This is a genomic window from Halorubrum saccharovorum DSM 1137 (assembly GCF_000337915.1).
Taxonomy (GTDB): domain Archaea; phylum Halobacteriota; class Halobacteria; order Halobacteriales; family Haloferacaceae; genus Halorubrum; species Halorubrum saccharovorum.
Window position 1 is genome coordinate 217,886 of the sequence record NZ_AOJE01000010.1, and the last position, 19,294, is coordinate 237,179.

Consider the following 19,294-nt stretch of genomic DNA (forward strand, 5'->3'; position numbering starts at 1 on the left):
TGCGGATATCTCAGACTGAATTAATAAGTATTGGGTCCTTTCTGTCGGTCGCCTCGCGAGATCAGTCCTCGTCGTCGGGGACATCGTGCGTCCACCGCGGCTCTATCTCACGGTTCGCCATCACGATCCGGTCGCCGGCGTCCGTGTCGATTCGGGTCTTCCGGAGTTCGATGGCGGCGACCGTTCCCGTGACGCCCTTCGCCTCGACGCGGTAGCCGACGTTGAAGTCGGGGTCGCGGAGGAGGTAGACGCCCGCCACCGTGTCCTCGATCATCTCGGAGAGGGCGTACGAGACGCCCAACGCGATGAAGCCGACGGCGGTGCCGAGACTCGCCGCGATATCGCCCATGCCGACGACCTTCAGGAAGGTGAGCGCGACGCCGAACCAGAGGAATATCGCGACGAGCGTGGCGATGAGATCGCCCACGAGTTCGCGGTCGCCGACGTACACCCTCTCGATCGACGAGCGGACGAGCGCGAGGACGATCCGAACCGTCACGTACGCCAGCGCGAGGAAGACCAGCCCGGAGAGCAGTCGGGGTATCGCGACCGCCAGCCCCTCGACGAAGTTCGCGAGCGACTGCCTCAGAAGCGACGGGAGCGTCGTCATGGCGCGCACGACGGCGCCCGCCGGTGAAAAGGTGGCGGGGACGGAGGGGTTTGCCGTCGCGTCGAGACTCGACCGCGACGGCCGTCGTCGACGCTCGCCTGTCCCGCCAAGCGCAACGCCTGTAAGCACGCGGGGAGAGTGAGTTCGTATGACCGTCTGTGAAGCGCCGGGGAAGGTGTACCTCTTCGGCGAACACGCCGTCGTCTACGGGGAGCCCGCCGTGCCGGCGGCGATCGAGCGACGCGCCGCGGTGACCGCCGAACCCCGGTCGGACGACCACGTCCGCGTCGAGGCCGAGGACCTCTCGCTCGACGGGTTCACGGTGGAGTACTCCGGCGGGACGAGCGACCGCCCGGACGTGGACGTGCCGACGCCGCTGGTCGAGGCCGCGATGGGCTACGTCGACGCCGCGGTCGAGCAGGCACGGGACGCCGCCGACGCCCCCGACGCCGGCTTCGACATCACCGTCGAGAGCGACATCCCGCTCGGCGCCGGGCTGGGGTCGTCGGCCGCCGTCGTCGTCGCGGGAATCGACGCCGCGACGCGCGCGCTCGGCGAGCCGCTCGACCGCCGCGAGCTGGCCGACCGGGCGTACCGCGCGGAGTACGAGGTGCAGGACGGGCAGGCCTCGCGCGCCGACACGTTCTGCTCGACGATGGGCGGCGCGGTCCGCGTCGAGGGCGACGACTGCGAGCCGATCGAGACCCCGAACCTCCCGTTCGTCGTCGGCTTCGACGGCGGCGCCGGCGACACCGGCGAACTCGTCGCCGGCGTCGGCGAGCTCCGCGAGGAGTACGAGTTCGCCGCCGACACCGTCGCGTCTATCGGCGACGTGGTTCGGACCGGCGAAGCGCTGCTCGAAGACGCCGTCCCGGAAGGGGAGTCGGGGGGCGACGCCGAGCCCTCGCCGGAGCTGCTCTCGGAGCTGGGCGAGCTGATGGACTTCAACCACGGCCTGCTCGCCGCGCTCGGCGTCTCCGCGCGCTCGCTCGACGCGATGGTGTGGGCCGCCCGCGACGCCGGGGCTCACGGCGCGAAGCTCACCGGCGCGGGCGGCGGCGGCTGTATCGTCGCGCTCGACGCGAGCGACGCGACCGAGACCGCGCTCTCGTTCACGCAGGGGTGTGAAGAGGCGTTCCGCGCCGAGCTGGCGACCGAGGGCGTCCGAGTGGTGGAGCCGTGACGGGCGATGGCGCGGGCCCCGACTCCGACCCCGAACCCCCCGTCGTCCTCAAGCTCGGTGGGAGCCTGATCACGGAGAAGGACCGTCCGGAGACGATCGACGACGACGCGCTCGTCGCGGCCTGCGACGCGGTCGCGAACGCGCTCGCCGACGGCGCGGTCGAGCGGCTCGTCGTCGTCCACGGCGGCGGGAGCTTCGGTCATCACCACGCCAGCGAACACGGCGTCTCGACGACCGCGGGGACCGACGACGCCGACGCGGTGATGGACATCCACGGCGCGATGGCGGCGCTGAACCGCGCCGTCCTCGACCGCCTCCACGAGCGGGACGTGCCCGCGGTGCCGGTTCACCCGCTCTCACTTACGGCCCGTCCGGAGGGCGCCGACGGCGACCTCGACCTGCCGATCTCGTCGACGGCGACGCTGCTCGGCGAGGGGTTCGTCCCGGTGCTCCACGGCGACGGCGTCGCGACCGCAGACGCCGGGGTGACAGTGGTCTCCGGCGACGAGCTGGTCGTCGAACTGGCCGTCGGGCTCGGCGCGCGGCGGGTGGGCGTCTGCTCGACGGTGCCGGGCGTCCTCGACGACGGCGGCGAGGTGATCTCGTCGATCGACTCGTTCGACGCGGTCGCCGACGCGCTGGGCGCGAGCGACGCGACGGACGTCTCCGGGGGGATGGCGGCGAAGGTCCGCGAACTGCTGGCGCTCGAAGCGCCGGCGCACGTGTTCGGCGCCGCGGGACTGGAGCCGTTCCTGCGCGGCGAGGACGCCGGGACGCGGATCGACTGATCGGGTGACAGAACCCTTATTCGACCCACGACCCTCCCTCCGGGCATGAACGAAACGGACGTGCGGGAGCGGCTCGCGGACGTGCGGGACCCCGACCTCGGCGACGACATCGTCTCGCTCGGGCTGGTGAACGACGTCGAGGTGGGGGATGGCGAGGTCCGCGTCTCGCTCGCGCTCGGCGCCCCCTTCTCGCCGCACGAGTCGGAAATCGCCGACGACGTGCGGGCAGCGCTCGCCGACACCGGACTCGACGTGGAGCTGTCGGCGTCGATCCCCGACGATCTGGACGCCGACGAGCAGGTGCTCCCCGGCGTGAAGAACGTGATCGCGGTCGCCTCCGGGAAGGGTGGCGTCGGCAAGTCGACGATGGCCGTCAACATCGCGGCGGGGCTCTCCGAACTCGGCGCGCGCGTCGGGCTGTTCGACGCCGACGTGTACGGCCCGAACGTCCCGCGGATGGTCTCGGCCGAGGAGCGCCCGGAGACCGACGGCGAGACGATCGTCCCGCCCGAGCGCTTCGGCGTGAAACTGATGAGCATGGACTTCCTCACCGGCGAGGACGACCCGGTCATCTGGCGCGGCCCGATGGTCCACAAGATCATCACCCAGCTCGTCGAGGACGTGGAGTGGGGCGAGCTCGACTACCTGATCATGGACCTGCCGCCCGGCACCGGTGACACCCAACTCACGATCCTCCAGACGCTCCCGCTGACGGGCGCGGTGATCGTCACGACGCCGCAGGAGGTCGCGCTCGACGACGCGGTGAAGGGCCTCCGGATGTTCGGCAAACACGACACGAACGTGCTCGGGATCGCGGAGAACATGGCCGGCTTCCGGTGTCCGGACTGCGGCGGATTCCACGAGATCTTCGGCTCCGGCGGCGGGAAGGCGCTGGCGCAGGAGCACGAGCTCCCCTTCCTGGGCGGCGTCCCCCTCGACCCGGCGGTCCGGACCGGCGGCGACGACGGGGAGCCGGTCGTGCTGGAGGAGGGCGAGACCGCGGACGCGTTCAAGGTGATCGTGGAGAACGTCGCGAACAACGCCGGCGTCGTCCGTCGTCGCGAGGTGAGCGGAGAGCGATGAGCGGGGAGCGAAGCGAATCGGACGGCGACGACGGGAACGGCGAGCACGCCGATCCCCTCGACGCGGCGGGCGTCGATCCGGCCGTCCCCGAGTCGGCCGCGGACGCTGCGGGGGAGGCGTTCGCGGAGGACGACGAGGTCCGCGCGTTCCTCCGCGAGGTCGCCGCCGACGTGCGCGGCGACAGCTCCGAGAGCAAACAGCTCTCGGCGATCCTCTACCGCGTGTCGGACCTGTACGACCCCGACGAGCAGACCTCGCCCGAGGAGATCTACCTGAACGTCCGGCACATCATGAAGATCAAAGAGCAGGGCGGGATCGAGCGCTGACCCGCGTCCGGGACCGCCCGCGAGTCACACCTCCTCTGCGAGCACCGTCTCGTCGCCGTGGCGAACTTCGACGCGCTCGGGGACCGGCGCCTCCGCGAACGCGACGACGACCTCGTAGGGATGCGTTTCGCCGACATCGGAGCACGGGCCGCCGTCCCAGTCGGGGTCGTCTTCGGTGGTCAGCCGGAGCAGTAGCCGGTCGGCGTCGAGGCTCGCCTCGATCAGATCGACGCGGTAGCAGTCTCGCGAGCCGCCGAACAACCATCCCCTGACGGTGAGGCGCGGCGGCCCGGCATCGAGCGCACGGAGCAGGATGACGGCGCCGTTCGGACTCGCCTCGTCGGGTTCGAACTCGCCGGTGTGTTCGCGGCGGAGCGTCACCTCGGCGCCGTCGACGGTTTCGGGGATCTCTCCCCACGGCGGCGTGGGGCAGCCGGCGAGCGAAGCGGTCGAGGCGGCGGCCGCGGTCGAGAGGAGGGCTCTGCGGCGCATAGTGGAGAGCCGCTCGGCGGTCGTGGTAAGCCTTGTGTCAGTGCGATATCGACGATCGATCGTTTCATACTGATAGCACGTCTCACGGTAACACACATGAGCGACGACCGGATTCCCGTGACCGTTCTCAGCGGGTACCTCGGCGCCGGGAAGACGACGATGGTGAACCACCTGCTCGCGAACCCTGGCGACAGGCGGATCGCCGTCATCCTCAACGACATGGGCGAGGTGAACGTCGACGCCGAACTCGTCGCGCGCGAGAACGACGAGGAGGGTATCGTCGACCTCTCGAACGGCTGCATCTGCTGTCGACTCCAGGACGACCTGCTGAGCGAGGCCGCGGCGCTCGCCGAGTCACGGGAGTTCGACTATCTTCTCGTGGAGTCGTCTGGCATCTCCGAGCCGATTCCGGTCGCGCGGGCGTTCACTGAGGGGACCGACGAGTCCGAGATCGATCCGACCGAGCGCTTCCGGCTCGACACGATGGTGACGGTGCTCGACACCTACGGCTTCTGGAAGGAGTTCGACGCGGGCGAGAGCCTACCGGGCGACGGGGAGTCGACCGAAGACCGCCCCCTCGCGGACGTGCTCGTCGAGGGGATCGAGTTCTGCGACGTGCTCGTGTTGAACAAGACGGACATGGTCCCCGACGACGTGCTCGACGAGATCGAGTCGGTCGCCGACCGGCTCGGCCCGCGGGCGGAGCGGATCCGGACGAGCTACTCCGCGGTCGACCCCGGCGACGTGCTTGACACCGGTCGGTTCGACTTCGAGACGGCCAAGCGCTCGCCGGGGTGGAAGCGCGCGATCGCGGAGAGCGAGGGCGGTGGAGACGAGCTCGGACACGGGGACGAGGAGGCGGGACACGCCCACGACCACGCCGACGGCGCCGCCGCGGCCCACGGCGTCGCCTCGTTCGTCTACCGCTCCGCCGACGCCCTCGACCCGGAGCCGTTCGCCGACTGGCTCGCCGACTGGGACGGCGCCGTCGTGCGGGCGAAGGGGGTCGCGAACGTCGCGGGCACGGACGAGGTCATCGGCGTGAGTCAGGCCGGCCCCTCGGTGCAGGCGGGGCCTATCGGCGAGTGGGGGGAGGGCGACGACCGCCGCACTCGGCTCGTGTTCATCGGTAGCGAGATGGACGAGGAGAGAATCCGCGGAGAGCTCGATGGGCTGGCGGCCTCTGACCCCGATGCGGTCGAGAGCGCGGACGCGTTCCCGATCTGAACGGGCTCCACCCGCCGGTCCGAATCAGATACCTAGCTCCGCCTGCAGGTCGTCCCAGTCCTCGTGGAACCCGTGGGTGGACTCGGTCTCGGCGCCGACCGCCGACTGGTAGACGTCGTCGTACTTCAACAGCTCCCCCCAGCCGTCGTGGAACGCCCAGTTGCAGTACTTACACATACCGGTGACCACGCGCGGGATCGACATACCGGTTTCGGCGGGAGGAGCGCAAGTGGGGCCGTTTCGGCGGGAGAGACGGAGGCGGTACGTCCCACAGATGTCGACAGAGTGAACCGCGCTCGTGACGTATGGTACCTATCAGCGCGGATCGCCCGCGACGAGACACTCATGGTCACCTACAGGCGCGGCGGACACGTTCAGGGAAACGACGAGGCGGTCGAACGGACCTGCGAGCACTGCGGCTGGCACTGCGTGGCCGACGGGTACCCGGAGCTGATCGGGCGGTACCAGTCCCATCTCCGAGACGAGCACCCGAAGGCGTGGCTCCGGGCCTGACGGTCGTCGGTGTCGGGTTCTGAAAAGTCGGAACGGCGGCAGCGAGGCGCGGCCTCGGCGGCTCAGGGTTCGAGAAGGACCTTCGTGACGCCCTCCTCGCGGGCGTCGAACGCCTCGTACATCTCCGGCGCCTCGTCGAGGTTGACGCGGTGCGAGACGACCCAGCTCGGGTCGGCGCGGCCCTCGATGATCATGTCGCGGAGGTACCGGTTGTACTCCTTCACGTTACACTGGCCCGTGCCGCACTTGAGCCCCTTCTCGAAGAACTTCCCGAAGTCGATGCCGAGACGCCCCTGCGCGGCCATGTCGTCGGGCGCGCCTGGGTCCTCCGGCACGTACAGGCCGGGGATACCGAGTTCGCCCGTCGGTCGGACCACCCGGATCAGGTTGTTGATCACGACCGCCGGGTTCTCCTTGGCCGGCTGGTAGGAGTAGTCCTCGGTCTCGGTGTCGACGTCGTCGGGGTCGGTCGCCTGATATCCGACCGCGTCGACGCCCTTGTCGACCATCCCCCCGTGTTCCTCGATGATCTGGTCGACCGGGTCGCCCTCGGAGAAGTCGATCGCGTGGGCGTCGCAGTGCTCCTCGGCCAGCTCCAGCCGGCTCGGCACTTGGTCGACGACGTAGATCTCGGCGGCGCCCTTGATCTTCGCGCTGTAGGCGGCCATCAGGCCGACCGGCCCGGCGCCGAAGATGGCGACCGACTCGCCCGATTCGAGGTTCGCCAGCTCGGTGCCGTGCCAGCCGGTCGGGAAGATGTCCGCGAGCAGCGAGAACGCGTCCTCGTGTTCGCGCCCCTCGGGCAGTTTCAGCGCGTTGTGGTCGGCGTACGGAACGCGCAGCTTCTCGGCCTGTCCGCCCGGATACGGTCCCATCGCGACGTAGCCGTACGCCCCGCCGGCGAAGCCGGGGTTGACGTTGGTACAGAAGCCGGTGTACCCCTCCTCGCAGTTCTGACAGAAGCCGCAGGAGACGTTGAACGGCATCACGACGCGGTCCCCCTCTTCAAGCGTCGAGACGGCCTCGCCGACCTCGCTCACGATACCCATGTTCTCGTGGCCGAACACGATCCCCTCCTCGGCGGCGGTTCGCCCCTCGTACATGTGGAGATCGGATCCGCAGATACACGACGTCGTGATGTCGACCACGACGTCGTTCGGGTGTTCGATCTCCGGGTCATCTACCTCTTCGACGGCCACGTCGTACGGGCCTTGGTATACAACGGCTCTCATGGAATGATCCATGTAAACGATAGCCATCCAATATCCTAAACGTTTTTACATTATACTATACCATTAATAAATTGAGTTATGATTCAATTAACCAGCTCCACACCGACGCGGGCCCGCGAGAGCCGGACTTGCTCGGGCAGTTCGCCCGTCGTCGATGGGCGCTCCCCTCGACGGTAGTCGAGAAGTCAGTGGTTTCGGCGGCGATGCCCGCCCGTATGTTCCGTAATGACTATGCCCGGTCCCGATGAATCGAGGGGTATGGACTGGCCACACGACCCCGACGGCGAACAGGGGAGCGAGGGCAGGCGGCAGTACGGACACGCGGTGCTCGCGAAGAAGATCGACGAGGAGGAGGACTTCCCGCTGTCGGCCGCCGACTACGTCGAGCAGTACGGCGACCACCCGATCCGGATCGACTTCGAGACGGTGGTCGCCGTCGAGGAAATCTTCGAGAACGTCGAGAAAGAAGAGTTCGCGGACTTCGTCGAGTTCCACCAGGAGCTGGGTCGCGCGATGCGCGAGAACGGCTACTGGTTCTACGAGGGCGCCGAGCAGTTCGTCGACGGCAGCGCCTGAACCGCGCTTTTCCCTTCCCGCTGGATTTCTGATTCCGGTTCCTTACCGACTCTCGACGCCGATATCCGTTCGGTTCCGGATCTCGACCCGACCTTCGAGACGGGGGTCGATCCCGCGTTCGCGGGCGTAGTCGGCGAGCACCTCGTACTGGATGTCGGCCTCGTCGACCCGGTGTCGCTGCGCGAGCGTCGGGAACTCGTGGTCGGAGTGAAGCAGGTACTCCGAGACGGCGACGGTGTAGCGCGCCTCGGGGTCGATCGGCTCGCCGCCGACGGTGGCCTCGAGAATGAGCTCGGCGTCGGCGTCCCAGACGACCCGGGCGTTCGAGACGTGGCCGTGCCACCAGTCGTCTTCGCCGAAGTCCACGTCGGGCGCGGCCATCTCGCGGAGCGCGTCGTGAAGCTCCGCACCGGAGACGGACGCGAGCGCCACGGGCTCTTCGAACGGGATCAGGCTGATCAGATCGGCCTTCGTCACGTCGCCGTGCCACGGGTCGCCCTGCCGGAGGCCGCCCGCGTTCGAGAGCCCAACGTCGGCGTCGAGCGCCCAGCGGAACGCGTCCGCGACGAAGTTGCCGACGCGGCACTCCCCGCCGTGGACGATCTCCCCGGCCCGCTCGATCGGCTCGTCGACGCGATCGACGACCTCGTCGAGGTCGGCCGCGGCCATCCGCTCTTCGAGCGCCGCTCGGAGCGGGGCGACCGGCTCGGCGCCGTCCGGCTCGTGGAGGGTCGCGGTGGGGACGGACTCCCCCTCGGCGTCTTCCTTCCCCCCGCCTCCCGTCCCGCCGAACTCGACTTCGACGACCGCCTCGCCGTTGACGCCGGGGCGGACCAGCAGGGTGTCGGCCACGCGCTCGTTGCGCGGGCTGTGGACGTGGCCGCCGAGGACCGCGTCCACGTCGAGCTCGCGAGCGAGGTCGTCGTCGCTCGCGCCGAGGTGCGAGAGGACGACGACGTGGTCGACGCCGTCGCCGCTCTCCGCGAGGGCAGCGCGCATCTCGGCGAGCGCGTCCCGCGCGGCGTCGACGGGATCGTCGAAGGAAAGGTCGGCGGCCATCGGGTTCAGCGAGTCGGTCGCGGGGTCGGTGACGCCGACGAAGCCGACGGTCGCGCCGTCGATCCGTCGCGTCGTCCACGGGACGACGCCCTCGGCGCGGCCGAAGGGCTCGCCGCTCTCGTCGCGGACGTTCGCGGAGACGAACGTCGCGGTGGCGTCGTCGACGAGCCCGCGCAGCGGGCCCGGTCCGTAGTCGAACTCGTGGTTGCCGAACGTGTCGAGGAGGGTGTCGGTGGCGGCGTAGAAGTCGAGGACCTGCCGGCCGGTCGCGACCAGCGAGAGGACGCCCGGCGCGGTGGTGTCGCCGGTGGCGACTACGCCGGCGTCGGGACCGGAGAGCTCCCGGATCCGCCCGGCGAGCCGGGCCGCCCGCTCGGGGGCGTCGAAGACGTTCTCGATGTCGGAGTAGTGAACGAGACGGACCATTCGATGTGCGAGGGGAGGGGCGAGCCACGCTTAAAAGCGCGGAGTTAGGGGTGGGCGTCCGTCGAGACGTGGCACAGCGGCTCGGGGGAACCGTCGCGACCGCCGCGAGGAAAGCGGGTCCGCCCCCGTGATCCCCGCTCGCACACGCGCAGGACATTGAAAGCGCTTTTATGGATGTCCGGACTAGGTCGCTTCACAGCCTCTGCGGGGTTGATGATGTGCCGTGCCGTTAGGGACCGACCACGGTACGGGCACGCGAGCCCGCGCGGAGGATAGGTGAACAACATATGCCCGTTTACGTAGACTACGAAACCCCAGCCGACCTCGCCGAGCGATCGCTTGAGGCGCTCGAGGTCGCCCGAGACACCGGTACCGTGAAGAAAGGAACCAACGAGACCACGAAGGCCGTCGAGCGCGGCAACGCGGACCTCGTCATCGTCGCCGAGGACGTCTCCCCCGAGGAGATCGTGATGCACCTTCCCGAACTCGCCGAGGAGAAGGGCATCCCGGTCGTCTTCGTCGACACGCAGGACGAAGTCGGCCACGCCGCCGGCCTCGAAGTCGGTTCGGCCGCCGCCGCCGTCATCGACGCCGGCGACGCCGACGACGACGTCGAGGACATCGGCGAGAAGGTCGCGGAGCTTCGATAACCACCCATGAGCGCAGAAGAGGGCACCGGCGACTCGACGACTGCGGAGGTCATCGAGGTCGTCGGCAAGACCGGGATGCACGGCGAGGCCATGCAGGTCAAGTGCCGCATCCAGGAGGGATCGAACCAGGGCCGGATCATCACCCGGAACGTCCTGGGCCCCGTCCGCATGGGCGACGTGCTCCAGCTCCGGGAGACCCAGCGCGACGCGGACTCCATCGGAGGGCGATAACCAATGGTCGAGACACGAACCTGCGACTACACCGGCGAGGAGATCGAGCCCGGCACGGGCACGATGTACGTCAAGAAGGACGGACAGATCCTCCACTTCGTCGACTCGAAGGCGGAGAAGAACTACTTCCTCGGCCGCGAGGCGCGCGACCTCGAATGGACCGAGGAAGGGCGCAATCAGGGTGGCGAGTAGATGAGCCACCACGACGAGCGCACCTTCGTGATGGTCAAGCCCGACGGCGTGCAGCGCGGCCTCATCGGCGAGATCGTCTCTCGCTTCGAGGAGCGCGGGCTGAAGCTCGTCGGCGGGAAGTTCATGCAGATCGACGAGGACCTCGCCCACGAGCACTACGGTGAACACGAGGGCAAGCCGTTCTTCGACGGCCTCGTCGACTTCATCACCTCCGGCCCCGTTTTCGCGATGGTGTGGGAGGGCGCGGACGCGACCCGACAGGTCCGCGCGATGGTCGGGGAGACCGACCCTGCCGAGTCCGCCCCGGGTACGATCCGCGGCGACTTCGGTTTGGACCTCGGACACAACGTGATCCACGCGTCGGATCACGAGGACGAGGGCGCTAACGAGCGCGAGATTGACCTGTTCTTCGACGAGGACGAGCTCGTCGACTACGGCCTCGACACCGCCGCGTGGGTGTACGAGGACGAACAGCACTGAACGGAAAGGGCGCTTTTCCGTTTTCTCCGACGCCGATCTCCCCGGAGCGGTAGCTATTTCGACACACCTCGTTTCCGGTGAAATCACATCTAAAATTCGGTGACTGCGACCCGAATCGGACGCGGACCGACTGATAAACTCGCCGGAACGAGACCGGCGACGAACCCCTCGGTCCTCAGTCGGACAGCGCCACGATCCGCCCGTCTTCTGCGACCACGAGCACCTCCGCGCTTCCGTCGCCGGTCACGTCCGCGAACAGCGGGCCCGCGTACACGACGGCGGTGCCGCCGACCTCGCCGCGGGCGATAACCTCGCCCTGCTGGTTCAGCGCGAGCACGCGCCCGTTCCGGTTCACGACGACCGGTCCCGGGGAGCCGTCGCCGTCGACGTCTGCGACACCGGGCGCGTTCACCCGCGTGTCGCCGCCGTACTGCTGTTTCCAGACGACTTCGCCGTCGAGTAAGTCGACCGCCCAGACGCTCCCGCTCCCGCCGACGTAGACGCGACCGGGGTCCGCGTCGCCGACGGTGACGGGCAGGTCCTGTAACCCGACCTCGATGCGGGTCTCGCCGTCGGCGACGTCGATCGTCTCCAAGTTACCGTTCGCTCCGCCGAGCGCGAGTACCGGGCTGCTCCGCGTGTCGGCCGCGCTCCAGCTCAGGGGCGTGACCGACGGAGTGGTCGTCCACCGCTCGTCTCCGGTCCCGTCGAGCAGGCTGATCGAGCGCTCGCCATCGGCCGCGGTCGCCACCGCGAGCCCGCGATCGGTCGCGCCGTCGCCGTCTCCGGCGCTCTCGTCTCCGACGAAGTCGACCGCCAGCGGCCGGAGCTCTACCGGCGCGTCGAGGTCGGTCTCGAATTCCGTGTCGCCGGTCGCGTCGACGGCTCGAACTCGTCCGTCGGTCGTGACCGCGGCGACCTCGGCGTCTCCGTCCCCGTCGAGGTCGCCGATCGCCGGCCGGAGCCCCCCGGGTCCGCCGAGGTCGACCGTGAACCGCTCGGTGCCGTCCGCCGGGTCGAGGACGACGAGGGAGCCGGATTCGGTCGTGAACGCGACGGCCTCGTCGCCGCCGAGATCGCCGGTGACCAGCCCGCTCGTTGCGGGGGGATCGGTGCCGTCGCCGGCAGTATCGACGCCGTTGACGTTCGCCGTCCACTCCACGTCGCCGCCCGCGGCGGTGGCGCGTATCGTTCGGTTCCCGTCCTCGACCGTCGGCTGGAGGACGAGCGGGTCGCCGTCCATGGTTGCGACGACCGCGCCGCTGCCGTCGTCGCCGGCGACGGGTTCGGTCTCCCAGACGACCTCGGCGTCGATCGTCGCGTCGTCGACGCCGACGAACGCGAAGAGGGCGACGCCCACGCCGGTCGCGCCGCCGGCGAACAGGATCAGACTCGCGAACAGAACGCGGCGGTCCATTACGCGCGATTCGGTCGGCGGCGTGATACCCCTGTCGGATGCGGCGGAGCGGAGCGGGCTACAGCAGCGTGGCGACGTGGTCCGCGTGCTCCGGCCCGACTCGGTCGCGGAGGGACTCGGGGTCGCGTTCGCCGTCGACGTTCACGAGGTAGGCCGCCCCGTCGCGGTTCCCGTACGCGCCGTGGAAGTCGTAGACGAAGCCGTACACGCCGGCGTCGGCGCCCGTCTCGGTCTCGCGGGCGATCGACACCTGTTCGTGGACGTTGTACTCGACGAGTTGGTTCCGGACGCTGGGACCGTCCCCGTCTCCCGTTTCGTCGCCGGGACCGTCGTCGAGCGCGTCGAGGCCCGACTCGACGATCGGGACGAGCTCCTCCACGTCGGACCTGACACCGGGTTCTCCGGGGAGTTCGCCGGTCCGGACCGCGGAGAGGGCCGCGCCGACCGCGCCGCATCCGGTGTGCCCGACGACCGCGAGCGCGTCCGTACCGGTGTAGGCGAGCGGGTACGCGACGCTGCCGGCGAGCACCCGCTCGCCGTCGACGCGGTCGCACACGCGGTTCCCGATGTTGCCGGCGGTAAAGAGGAATCCCGGCCGATCGACCGCCCACATCCCCTCCTGAGACACGCGGGAGTCCGAACAGCAGACGGAGACGACCGGAGGACGCTGGCCGTCGCGCTGGGCGGCGAGATCGGAAGCGGCCGCGGAAGCGACGTGCTCGTCGTTTCGGTCGAGGAGTTCGGTCAGGAGGTCGCGTCCCATACCGGTCGCTCGCTCCCGAGTTTGAAAAGGGGGACGGACGTGGCGATAATCGGAGACGGGCAGCGGGGATCAGTTCGGAGACGGTCAAGCGACCAGACCGACGATCTGTACCAGGAATCCGATGACGAAGACGGCGAGGAGGGCGATCGTCGCCACCACCACCGCGGGCGAGAGCATCTCGTCGTCCTGATCGAGTACGAGCGACTCCATGTCCTTCATGCGAGACCCGTCGGCGCGACGGGATTTGAACGCTTCGCTCGGCGGAGCGGCCGGTTCGTCACGCGATACGGACCCCCGAAAACGTGTGCTAACAACGGTCACGAGACACGCGCACACGAGTCTCCCATCACTTATACGGCCGACCGACATACTACCTATATGAGCGAAGAATCCGGGCGTCGGAACCTCCGAATGCCCAACGACGACGAAGTGTTCGCCGTGGTGACGGAACACCTCGGCGGCAACCACGTGCGACTGCGCTGCGTAGACGGCGAGACGCGGATGGGCCGGATCCCCGGCCGCATGAAGTACCGGACGTGGATCAGCGAGGGCGACGTGGTCCTCGCGGAGCCGTGGGACTGGCAGGACGAGAAGGCGAACGTCGAGTGGCGGTACGACGACGACGACGCGGACCAGCTCCGGCGCGAAGGCCACATTCAGTAACGCCGCGATGCGGTGCCGACGGGAGTGCTTTCTAAGTCCCGAGCGGCGGCGCCGAACCCTTAGCGGCTGAACTCGATCGCCGCGCCCTGTCCGAAGCCGACACAGAGCGTCGCGAGCCCGCGGTCGGCGTCCCGCTTCTGCATCTCGTGGATCAGGGTGACGGGGAGCCGCGCGCCGGAGGCGCCGAGCGGGTGGCCGACGGCGATAGCGCCGCCGTTGACGTTGTAGATGTCCTCGTCGATCCCGAGTTCGCGGCGTGAGTACTCGCACTGGGAGGCGAACGCCTCGTTGAGCTCCACGAGGTCGTAGTCGTCGATGGTCCGACCGGCGCGGTCGAGCAGGCTCCGTGTCGCGGGCACCGGACCGATCCCCATCACCGTCGGATCGACGCCGGCGACCGCGTTCGTGCCGACCTCCGCGAGCACGTCGAGGCCGTGGTCCTCCGCGAACGCCTTGCTCGTGACGAGCGTCAGCGACGCGCCGTCGGAGATCTGCGAGGAGTTCCCCGCGGTCACCGTGCCGTCCCCCGTGAACGCGGGCGAGAGGCCGGCGAGCTTCTCGGCGGTCGTGTCCGGACGGATCCCCTCGTCCGCCTCGACGAGACCGTCCTCGGTCTCCACCGGGACGATCTCGTCGTCGAAGCGGCCCGACTCGGTCGCCTCGGCGGCGCGCTGATGGCTTCGCGCGGCGTACTCGTCTTGCGCCTCGCGGCTCACGCCGTACTCCTCGGCGACCTTCTCGGCGGTCATTCCCATCTGAAGCTGGAAGACGTTGTACTTCTCAGAGAGTTCGGGATGGAGGTGCTGGTAGGAGTCGCCGTCCATCGGGACGCGGCTCATGTTCTCGACGCCGCCGGCGATGATGCAGTCCCGATTTCCGGCCGCGATCGCGTCCGACGCCGAGATGATCGCCTGCATCGAGGAGGCGCACCAGCGGTTGATCGAGGTGGCGGGCACCGACTCGCCCAGATCCGAGAGCAGCGCGATGACGCGGGCGACGTTGTTGTCCTGCTCGGTCCGCTGCTGGGCGACGCCCCACATCAGGTCGTCGACGTGGTCGCTCGTCAGCCCCGTCTCCGCGAGCGTGTGGTCGATGAGCCGCGTCGAGAGGTCCTCGCTGCGGACGTCCGCGTAGACGCCGCCGTCGCGTCCCTGCGGCGTTCGGTAGGCGGCGGCGATAACCGGGGTGGTCTCGTCTGTCATGAACGATCCCTGGCCGGTCAAGGACTTAAAACGGCGTGGAACCCGGGGAAATTCGACCGGAGTTTACCGTTTACCGCCGACCGGTCACTCCGTCAGGAGGTTCTCGCCGGTCATCTCGGCCGGGCGATCGAGGCCGATCAGATCCACGAGCGTCGGCGCGATGTCGCACAGCGAGCCGCCCTCGCGGATCACGCGTCCGCCGTCGTCGCCGTCGGGGGACAGGTAGACGAACGGGACCGGGTTGAACGTGTGGGCGGTGTGGGGATCCGCGGGAGTACCCATGTCGTCGGCGTTGCCGTGGTCGGCGGTCACGACCGCGTGGCCGCCGGCGTCGGCGACCGCGTCGAGGAGGCGGTCGAGCTGCGCGTCGACCGCCTCGACCGCCTCGACCGCGGCGTCGAAGTCGCCGGTGTGACCAACCATGTCGGGGTTCGCGTAGTTGAGGACCAGCAGGTCCGGGTCGTCGGCCTCGATGATACCGACCGCCTCGTCGGTCACTTCCGGCGCCGACATCTCCGGCCGGAGGTCGTACGTCGGCACGTCCGGGCTCTCGACGATCTCGCGGCGCTCGCCGGGGAACTCCACCTCGCGACCGCCGTTGAGGAAATACGTCACGTGCGGGTACTTCTCCGACTCGGCGAGCCGGAGCTGGGTGAGCCCCGCGTCGGAGACCACCTCGCCGATGGTGTTCTCGGGCATCTGGGGCGGGAATGCCACCGGGAACTCGAACGTCTCGTCGTACTCGGTCATCGTGGTCATCCGGACATCGGGCTGGTCCAGATCGAACTCCCAGTCGGGCCGGGTGTCGGTGAGCATCCGCACCAGCTGCCGGGCGCGGTCCGCGCGGAAGTTGAAGAAGACGACCGCGTCGCCGTCGTCGAGCGCGGGCTCGTCGGCCACCAGCGTCGGCTCGATGAACTCGTCGGTCTCGCCGCGGGCGTGCGCCTCGGTCGCGGCCTCTACCGCCGTCTCGGCCTCGTGGGGGGCCTCGCGCTCGACGATGGCGTCGTACGCCTTCCGCGTCCGCTCCCAGTTCTCGTCGCGGTCCATCGCGTGGTAGCGGCCGGTCACGGTCGCGACGTGGCCCGTCCCGCGCTCGTCCGCCTTCGCCGTCACGTCTTCGAGGAATCGGTCGGCGATCTCCGGGGCGGTGTCGCGGCCGTCCGTGAACGCGTGGCTCGTCGCCGGCACCCCGGCGTCGGCGGCGGCGTCGATCAGCGCGAGCAGGTGCTCCACGTCCGAGTGGACCCCGCCGTCGGAGACGAGCCCCATGAAGTGGACTCGCCCGCCGGTCGAGTCGGCGTGGTCGAGCGCCCCCGCGATGGCGTCGTTGTCGGACAGCGACCCCTCTGCGAGCGCGTCGGAGATGCGGGTGTACGCCTGTTTGACGACCCGGCCGGCGCCGATGTTCAGGTGGCCGACCTCGGAGTTCCCCATCTGCCCCTCGGGGAGCCCCACGCGTCGGCCGTGGACGACGAGCCGCCCGTCGGCGCCGCGCTCGGTCGCCGCGTCGAACGCGGGCGTGTCGGCGGCGGCGACCGCGTCACGTCCCGCGGGCCGCCCCGAGGGATCGACCGTCTCGCCGTCGCTCGTTCCGCCCCCGGCGTCGCCGCTCGCTCCGCCGCCGAGACCCCATCCGTCGAGAATGATGAGCGCCGTTTCCATACCCCCTCGTTTTCGGTGGCGGGGTAACTACCCTTCGCTCCGATCGATCGCCGAGGGTCCGCCCGACCGGGAGCGCGGGGCCGACCGATCGCCCGCAGGAGGGCGATCGGTTCGCTCTCCGTGAGTCAGCCTTTTCCGGCTACGACGCTAACCATACGTTAATGGACTCCGCGGTACTGCTCGATCTCCTCGGCAACGAGAACCGGCGGCGCATCCTCCGGCTGCTCGCCACCAAGCCCTGTTACGTCACGGAGATCTCGGAGTACCTCGACGTGAGCCCGAAGGCGGTCATCGACCACCTGCGGAAGCTGGAGGAGGCCGGCCTCATCGAGTCGACCACCGACGACCAGCGCCGCAAGTACTTCCGGATCACGCGGAGCCTCCGACTGGAGGTGAGCGTCTCTCCGTACGGCTTCGGCGCGAAGAGCGCGTATCCGGCGAAGAACAGCTTCGACATGGCGGCGCGGTGTCAACACCTCTCGATAGAGATCCCCGACGGGTCCGGGTCGTCGAGCGATCTGGCCGATCTCGCCGGCGAGTTCGGCCGGCTTCAGAACCTCGACCGCGAGCTCTCGCTGGCCCAGCGGTGGGTGCAGGGCCGCGTCGAGGACACGCTGGCGGAGATCGACGAGCGGCTCGGGACCGAATCCGACAGCCGCTTTTTCGCGGCGGTCCTCGCCGCGCTGGTCGAGACCGACGGCACCCCGGAGGCGGTCGCAGAGGAGGTCGGTGCCCGCGAGGAGACGGTCGCCGACGCCCTCCGGCGGCTCGCCGACGTGGGGGTCGTCGCCCGCGACGGCTCCGCCGACGTGGACCGGTTCCGGATCCGGTAGCCCTCGGAGAGCGTCTCCGGACGAGCACGGGTCCCAGCACGACCGGCCGCTTTCGGAACCTTTTGGCGCGCTCCCGGGAGAGGTCCGCACGTGAGCCGAACACGGAACCTCGCGTTATTCCTCGTCCTTGCCGCAGTGTGGGGCTCGGCGTTCATGGCGATCAAGGCCGGGCTGACGTACTTTCCGCCCGTGCTTTTCGCCGCGCTCAGATACGACGTCGCCGGCGTCATCATGCTCGCGTACGCGGCGTACGTCGTCGACGACCCGATCCCGCGGGGACGCGACGAGTGGGCCGTCGTCGCCGTCGGGGCGACGCTGGTCATCGCCGCCTACCACGCGTTTCTCTTTATCGGCGAGAGCGACCCGGCCGTGACGAGCGCCGTCGCGGCCGTTATCGTCAGCCTCTCGCCCGTCCTGACGACCGTCTTCGCGCGCGCCTTCCTCCCCTCGGAGCGGCTGACGGTCGTCGGCGTCGTCGGCCTCCTCGTCGGACTCGCGGGCGCGATCGTGCTGGCCGCGCCGGACCCGAGTAACCTCGCCGGCGGGGGCACGGTCGCGAAGCTGCTCGTCCTCCTGGCGGCGGCGGCGTTCGCGCTCGGCTCGGTTCTCATGCGTGCGTCCGACGACGACCTCCCGATCGAGACGATGGAGGCGTGGTCGATGCTCCTCGGTGCCGCGCTGATGCACCTGCTGTCGCTCGGACTCGGCGAGTCGCTGGCCGACGTGGCGTGGACCACGGAGGCGGTGCTCGCGCTCGCCTATCTGTCGATCGCCGCCAGCGGGCTCGGCTTCCTCATCTACTTCGATCNCTCGCGCCATCAGAGATGTGTATAAGAGACAGCGTCAACACCGTCGCCGGCTTCCTGATCATCTGCGTCGGCTTCGCGCTGGTGAAGCGGACGGCGTTCAGGGACGCGCTCCGTGAGTACGGCGTCGTCGGGTGAGGTTCCGAAGTCCGACGGTGCGTGGCAACACGACACACGCTCACCGTGGTTTTTATACAGATCCGCGAGACGGGCGGGTATGTTCCCCGAGACCATCGAGACGGACCGGTTGCGGTTGGAGCCCCGATGGCCCGAGAACGTCGACCTCGACGACTGCTATCGGATCTGCTCGTCGGACCCCGGGATCGACGCGGTGACCGAGTACGTCACGTGGGACCCCCACGAGACGAAGAAGGAGACGCTCGAGTTCCTCGAACGCGGCCGCGAGCGATGGGAAGACGACGAGGCGGCGAGTTACGTCATCCGACCCCGCGAGGGCGAGGACGGCGCCGGCGAGATCGCCGGCTTCGGCGGCTTCTCAGTCGACTGGGAGAAGCGGACCGCCGAGCTCGGTACCTGGCTCCGTGAGCGGTTCTGGGGCCGCGGCTACTCGGGCGAACGCGCCGCGGCGCTCGTCGAGGTCGCCTTCGCGGACCTCGACCTCGACCTGGTCGCCGTCAGCCACCTCCCCGAGAACGAGCAGTCGCAGCGGGCGATCGGGAAGTACGTGGACCGGCTCGGCGGTCGCCGCGAGGGGCTGTTGCGGAATCAGATCGCCTTCGCGGACGGCAGCGTCCACGACGAGGTCCGGTACTCGATCTCACGGGACGAGTGGCGCGGGGTGACCGAGTAGCGGGGAACGCGCGGAGAGCCGCCTCGGAGGCGACGATCCGGCGGCCGAACGCGTTCGGCGGCGAGC

General features: G+C 69.3%; 24 protein-coding genes and 1 pseudogene. 15 read left to right on the forward strand and 10 right to left on the reverse strand.

Annotated elements, in window-relative coordinates; translation table 11 throughout:
- Nucleotides 1-61: 61 nt before the first annotated feature.
- Entirely contained in the window at nucleotides 62-610 is a 549-nt protein-coding gene (locus C471_RS02870) for a mechanosensitive ion channel domain-containing protein (RefSeq protein ID WP_004046458.1), read from the reverse strand.
- Between the two features lie 148 nt (nucleotides 611-758).
- Here C471_RS02870 and mvk point away from each other — a divergent pair, with 148 nt between their 5' ends.
- The 4 genes from mvk to C471_RS02890 are packed head-to-tail and all read left to right on the forward strand — an operon-like array spanning nucleotide 759 to nucleotide 3,990.
- Nucleotides 759-1,793 (forward strand): mevalonate kinase, encoded by a 1,035-nt coding sequence (mvk, locus tag C471_RS02875; RefSeq protein WP_004046459.1) that lies wholly within the window; start codon nucleotides 759-761, stop codon nucleotides 1,791-1,793.
- Nucleotides 1,790-2,581 (forward strand): isopentenyl phosphate kinase, encoded by a 792-nt coding sequence (locus C471_RS02880; protein WP_004046460.1) that lies wholly within the window; start codon nucleotides 1,790-1,792, stop codon nucleotides 2,579-2,581. The genes mvk and C471_RS02880 overlap by 4 nt, the downstream gene beginning before the upstream one ends.
- A gap of 45 nt (nucleotides 2,582-2,626) precedes the next feature.
- Entirely contained in the window at nucleotides 2,627-3,664 is a 1,038-nt protein-coding gene (locus C471_RS02885; RefSeq protein ID WP_004046461.1) for an Mrp/NBP35 family ATP-binding protein, read from the forward strand.
- Nucleotides 3,661-3,990, forward strand: coding sequence for a hypothetical protein (locus tag C471_RS02890; RefSeq protein ID WP_004046462.1), 330 nt, complete (start codon nucleotides 3,661-3,663; stop codon nucleotides 3,988-3,990). The genes C471_RS02885 and C471_RS02890 overlap by 4 nt, the downstream gene beginning before the upstream one ends.
- A 24-nt stretch (nucleotides 3,991-4,014) precedes the next feature.
- Here C471_RS02890 and C471_RS02895 read toward each other — a convergent pair whose 3' ends face one another.
- Nucleotides 4,015-4,482, reverse strand: a complete 468-nt coding sequence (locus C471_RS02895; protein WP_004046463.1) for a hypothetical protein — start codon at nucleotides 4,480-4,482, stop codon at nucleotides 4,015-4,017.
- 96 nt (nucleotides 4,483-4,578) lie between these two features.
- Here C471_RS02895 and C471_RS02900 point away from each other — a divergent pair, with 96 nt between their 5' ends.
- Nucleotides 4,579-5,709 (forward strand): CobW family GTP-binding protein, encoded by a 1,131-nt coding sequence (locus tag C471_RS02900; protein ID WP_004046464.1) that lies wholly within the window; start codon nucleotides 4,579-4,581, stop codon nucleotides 5,707-5,709.
- Nucleotides 5,710-5,733: 24 nt separating this feature from the next.
- Here C471_RS02900 and C471_RS17575 read toward each other — a convergent pair whose 3' ends face one another.
- A complete protein-coding gene (locus C471_RS17575) occupies nucleotides 5,734-5,886 on the reverse strand; it encodes a hypothetical protein (RefSeq protein ID WP_004046465.1) in 153 nt (50 codons plus the stop codon).
- A gap of 168 nt (nucleotides 5,887-6,054) precedes the next feature.
- Here C471_RS17575 and C471_RS17580 point away from each other — a divergent pair, with 168 nt between their 5' ends.
- A complete protein-coding gene (locus C471_RS17580; protein ID WP_004046467.1) occupies nucleotides 6,055-6,222 on the forward strand; it encodes a hypothetical protein in 168 nt (55 codons plus the stop codon).
- Between the two features lie 62 nt (nucleotides 6,223-6,284).
- On the opposite strand, the gene C471_RS02910 is transcribed toward C471_RS17580, so the two are convergent.
- Nucleotides 6,285-7,454, reverse strand: a complete 1,170-nt coding sequence (locus C471_RS02910) for a glutathione-independent formaldehyde dehydrogenase (RefSeq protein WP_004046469.1) — start codon at nucleotides 7,452-7,454, stop codon at nucleotides 6,285-6,287.
- A gap of 258 nt (nucleotides 7,455-7,712) precedes the next feature.
- Here C471_RS02910 and C471_RS02915 point away from each other — a divergent pair, with 258 nt between their 5' ends.
- Nucleotides 7,713-8,030: a DUF5785 family protein gene (locus C471_RS02915; protein WP_004046471.1), complete on the forward strand. Its 318-nt coding sequence runs from the start codon at nucleotides 7,713-7,715 to the stop codon at nucleotides 8,028-8,030.
- A 42-nt stretch (nucleotides 8,031-8,072) separates the two neighbouring features.
- Here the strand turns inward: C471_RS02915 and C471_RS02920 are convergent, their stop codons facing one another.
- On the reverse strand, nucleotides 8,073-9,515 hold the full coding sequence (locus tag C471_RS02920; RefSeq protein ID WP_004046473.1) for a bifunctional metallophosphatase/5'-nucleotidase: 1,443 nt from the start codon (nucleotides 9,513-9,515) through the stop codon (nucleotides 8,073-8,075).
- Between the two features lie 287 nt (nucleotides 9,516-9,802).
- Between C471_RS02920 and rpl7ae the strand changes: the two genes are divergently transcribed.
- Genes rpl7ae through ndk form a run of 4 tightly spaced genes read left to right on the forward strand, consistent with a single transcriptional unit; the run spans nucleotide 9,803 to nucleotide 11,068 of the window.
- A complete protein-coding gene (gene rpl7ae / locus C471_RS02925; RefSeq protein ID WP_004046475.1) occupies nucleotides 9,803-10,165 on the forward strand; it encodes a 50S ribosomal protein L7Ae in 363 nt (120 codons plus the stop codon).
- A 6-nt stretch (nucleotides 10,166-10,171) separates the two neighbouring features.
- Nucleotides 10,172-10,396 carry a 30S ribosomal protein S28e gene (locus tag C471_RS02930; protein WP_004046478.1) on the forward strand — a complete coding sequence of 75 codons (225 nt, stop codon included), beginning with the start codon at nucleotides 10,172-10,174 and terminating at the stop codon, nucleotides 10,394-10,396.
- 3 nt (nucleotides 10,397-10,399) lie between these two features.
- A complete protein-coding gene (locus C471_RS02935) occupies nucleotides 10,400-10,588 on the forward strand; it encodes a 50S ribosomal protein L24e (protein ID WP_004046480.1) in 189 nt (62 codons plus the stop codon).
- On the forward strand, nucleotides 10,589-11,068 hold the full coding sequence (gene ndk, locus C471_RS02940; protein WP_004046481.1) for a nucleoside-diphosphate kinase: 480 nt from the start codon (nucleotides 10,589-10,591) through the stop codon (nucleotides 11,066-11,068).
- A gap of 175 nt (nucleotides 11,069-11,243) precedes the next feature.
- On the opposite strand, the gene C471_RS02945 is transcribed toward ndk, so the two are convergent.
- The 3 genes from C471_RS02945 to C471_RS18165 form a co-directional block, all read right to left on the reverse strand.
- The gene (locus tag C471_RS02945; RefSeq protein WP_004046484.1) at nucleotides 11,244-12,485 is read right to left on the reverse strand and encodes an outer membrane protein assembly factor BamB family protein; all 1,242 of its coding nucleotides are present in this window, start codon (nucleotides 12,483-12,485) and stop codon (nucleotides 11,244-11,246) included.
- Nucleotides 12,486-12,543: 58 nt separating this feature from the next.
- Nucleotides 12,544-13,248 (reverse strand): carbonic anhydrase, encoded by a 705-nt coding sequence (locus tag C471_RS02950; RefSeq protein ID WP_004046486.1) that lies wholly within the window; start codon nucleotides 13,246-13,248, stop codon nucleotides 12,544-12,546.
- Between the two features lie 84 nt (nucleotides 13,249-13,332).
- Entirely contained in the window at nucleotides 13,333-13,467 is a 135-nt protein-coding gene (locus C471_RS18165; protein ID WP_004046487.1) for a hypothetical protein, read from the reverse strand.
- A gap of 159 nt (nucleotides 13,468-13,626) precedes the next feature.
- Between C471_RS18165 and eif1A the strand changes: the two genes are divergently transcribed.
- A complete protein-coding gene (eif1A, locus tag C471_RS02955) occupies nucleotides 13,627-13,911 on the forward strand; it encodes a translation initiation factor eIF-1A (protein ID WP_004046489.1) in 285 nt (94 codons plus the stop codon).
- Between the two features lie 59 nt (nucleotides 13,912-13,970).
- Here eif1A and C471_RS02960 read toward each other — a convergent pair whose 3' ends face one another.
- Both C471_RS02960 and gpmI read right to left on the reverse strand, forming a co-directional pair.
- On the reverse strand, nucleotides 13,971-15,113 hold the full coding sequence (locus C471_RS02960) for a thiolase family protein (protein WP_004046491.1): 1,143 nt from the start codon (nucleotides 15,111-15,113) through the stop codon (nucleotides 13,971-13,973).
- Between the two features lie 84 nt (nucleotides 15,114-15,197).
- Nucleotides 15,198-16,778, reverse strand: a complete 1,581-nt coding sequence (gene gpmI / locus C471_RS02965) for a 2,3-bisphosphoglycerate-independent phosphoglycerate mutase (RefSeq protein ID WP_004046493.1) — start codon at nucleotides 16,776-16,778, stop codon at nucleotides 15,198-15,200.
- 161 nt (nucleotides 16,779-16,939) lie between these two features.
- Between gpmI and C471_RS02970 the strand changes: the two genes are divergently transcribed.
- The 3 genes and pseudogenes from C471_RS02970 to C471_RS02980 all read left to right on the forward strand — a co-directional run bounded on the left by C471_RS02970 (nucleotide 16,940) and on the right by C471_RS02980 (nucleotide 19,228).
- A complete protein-coding gene (locus C471_RS02970) occupies nucleotides 16,940-17,611 on the forward strand; it encodes an ArsR/SmtB family transcription factor (RefSeq protein ID WP_004046495.1) in 672 nt (223 codons plus the stop codon).
- 90 nt (nucleotides 17,612-17,701) lie between these two features.
- Nucleotides 17,702-18,555: pseudogene (locus tag C471_RS02975) on the forward strand (DMT family transporter).
- A gap of 79 nt (nucleotides 18,556-18,634) precedes the next feature.
- Nucleotides 18,635-19,228: a GNAT family N-acetyltransferase gene (locus tag C471_RS02980; RefSeq protein ID WP_004046507.1), complete on the forward strand. Its 594-nt coding sequence runs from the start codon at nucleotides 18,635-18,637 to the stop codon at nucleotides 19,226-19,228.
- The last annotated feature ends 66 nt before the right edge of the window (nucleotides 19,229-19,294 follow it).

Excerpts from the sequence above, each read along its gene's own strand:
- C471_RS02890 (WP_004046462.1), top strand. The coding sequence starts at position 3,661 with ATGAGCGGGGAGCGAAGCGAATCGGACGGCGACGACGGGAACGGCGAG.
- C471_RS02910 (WP_004046469.1), bottom strand. The coding sequence starts at position 7,454 with ATGAGAGCCGTTGTATACCAAGGCCCGTACGACGTGGCCGTCGAAGAG.
- mvk (WP_004046459.1), top strand. The coding sequence starts at position 759 with ATGACCGTCTGTGAAGCGCCGGGGAAGGTGTACCTCTTCGGCGAACAC.
- C471_RS02870 (WP_004046458.1), bottom strand. The coding sequence starts at position 610 with ATGACGACGCTCCCGTCGCTTCTGAGGCAGTCGCTCGCGAACTTCGTC.
- C471_RS02885 (WP_004046461.1), top strand. The coding sequence starts at position 2,627 with ATGAACGAAACGGACGTGCGGGAGCGGCTCGCGGACGTGCGGGACCCC.
- C471_RS17580 (WP_004046467.1), top strand. The coding sequence starts at position 6,055 with ATGGTCACCTACAGGCGCGGCGGACACGTTCAGGGAAACGACGAGGCG.
- C471_RS02915 (WP_004046471.1), top strand. The coding sequence starts at position 7,713 with ATGGACTGGCCACACGACCCCGACGGCGAACAGGGGAGCGAGGGCAGG.
- ndk (WP_004046481.1), top strand. The coding sequence starts at position 10,589 with ATGAGCCACCACGACGAGCGCACCTTCGTGATGGTCAAGCCCGACGGC.
- C471_RS02960 (WP_004046491.1), bottom strand. The coding sequence starts at position 15,113 with ATGACAGACGAGACCACCCCGGTTATCGCCGCCGCCTACCGAACGCCG.
- C471_RS02935 (WP_004046480.1), top strand. The coding sequence starts at position 10,400 with ATGGTCGAGACACGAACCTGCGACTACACCGGCGAGGAGATCGAGCCC.
- eif1A (WP_004046489.1), top strand. The coding sequence starts at position 13,627 with ATGAGCGAAGAATCCGGGCGTCGGAACCTCCGAATGCCCAACGACGAC.
- C471_RS02970 (WP_004046495.1), top strand. The coding sequence starts at position 16,940 with ATGGACTCCGCGGTACTGCTCGATCTCCTCGGCAACGAGAACCGGCGG.
- C471_RS02920 (WP_004046473.1), bottom strand. The coding sequence starts at position 9,515 with ATGGTCCGTCTCGTTCACTACTCCGACATCGAGAACGTCTTCGACGCC.
- rpl7ae (WP_004046475.1), top strand. The coding sequence starts at position 9,803 with ATGCCCGTTTACGTAGACTACGAAACCCCAGCCGACCTCGCCGAGCGA.
- gpmI (WP_004046493.1), bottom strand. The coding sequence starts at position 16,778 with ATGGAAACGGCGCTCATCATTCTCGACGGATGGGGTCTCGGCGGCGGA.
- C471_RS02900 (WP_004046464.1), top strand. The coding sequence starts at position 4,579 with ATGAGCGACGACCGGATTCCCGTGACCGTTCTCAGCGGGTACCTCGGC.
- C471_RS02945 (WP_004046484.1), bottom strand. The coding sequence starts at position 12,485 with ATGGACCGCCGCGTTCTGTTCGCGAGTCTGATCCTGTTCGCCGGCGGC.
- C471_RS02950 (WP_004046486.1), bottom strand. The coding sequence starts at position 13,248 with ATGGGACGCGACCTCCTGACCGAACTCCTCGACCGAAACGACGAGCAC.
- C471_RS02930 (WP_004046478.1), top strand. The coding sequence starts at position 10,172 with ATGAGCGCAGAAGAGGGCACCGGCGACTCGACGACTGCGGAGGTCATC.
- C471_RS02895 (WP_004046463.1), bottom strand. The coding sequence starts at position 4,482 with ATGCGCCGCAGAGCCCTCCTCTCGACCGCGGCCGCCGCCTCGACCGCT.
- C471_RS17575 (WP_004046465.1), bottom strand. The coding sequence starts at position 5,886 with ATGTGTAAGTACTGCAACTGGGCGTTCCACGACGGCTGGGGGGAGCTG.
- C471_RS02980 (WP_004046507.1), top strand. The coding sequence starts at position 18,635 with ATGTTCCCCGAGACCATCGAGACGGACCGGTTGCGGTTGGAGCCCCGA.
- C471_RS18165 (WP_004046487.1), bottom strand. The coding sequence starts at position 13,467 with ATGAAGGACATGGAGTCGCTCGTACTCGATCAGGACGACGAGATGCTC.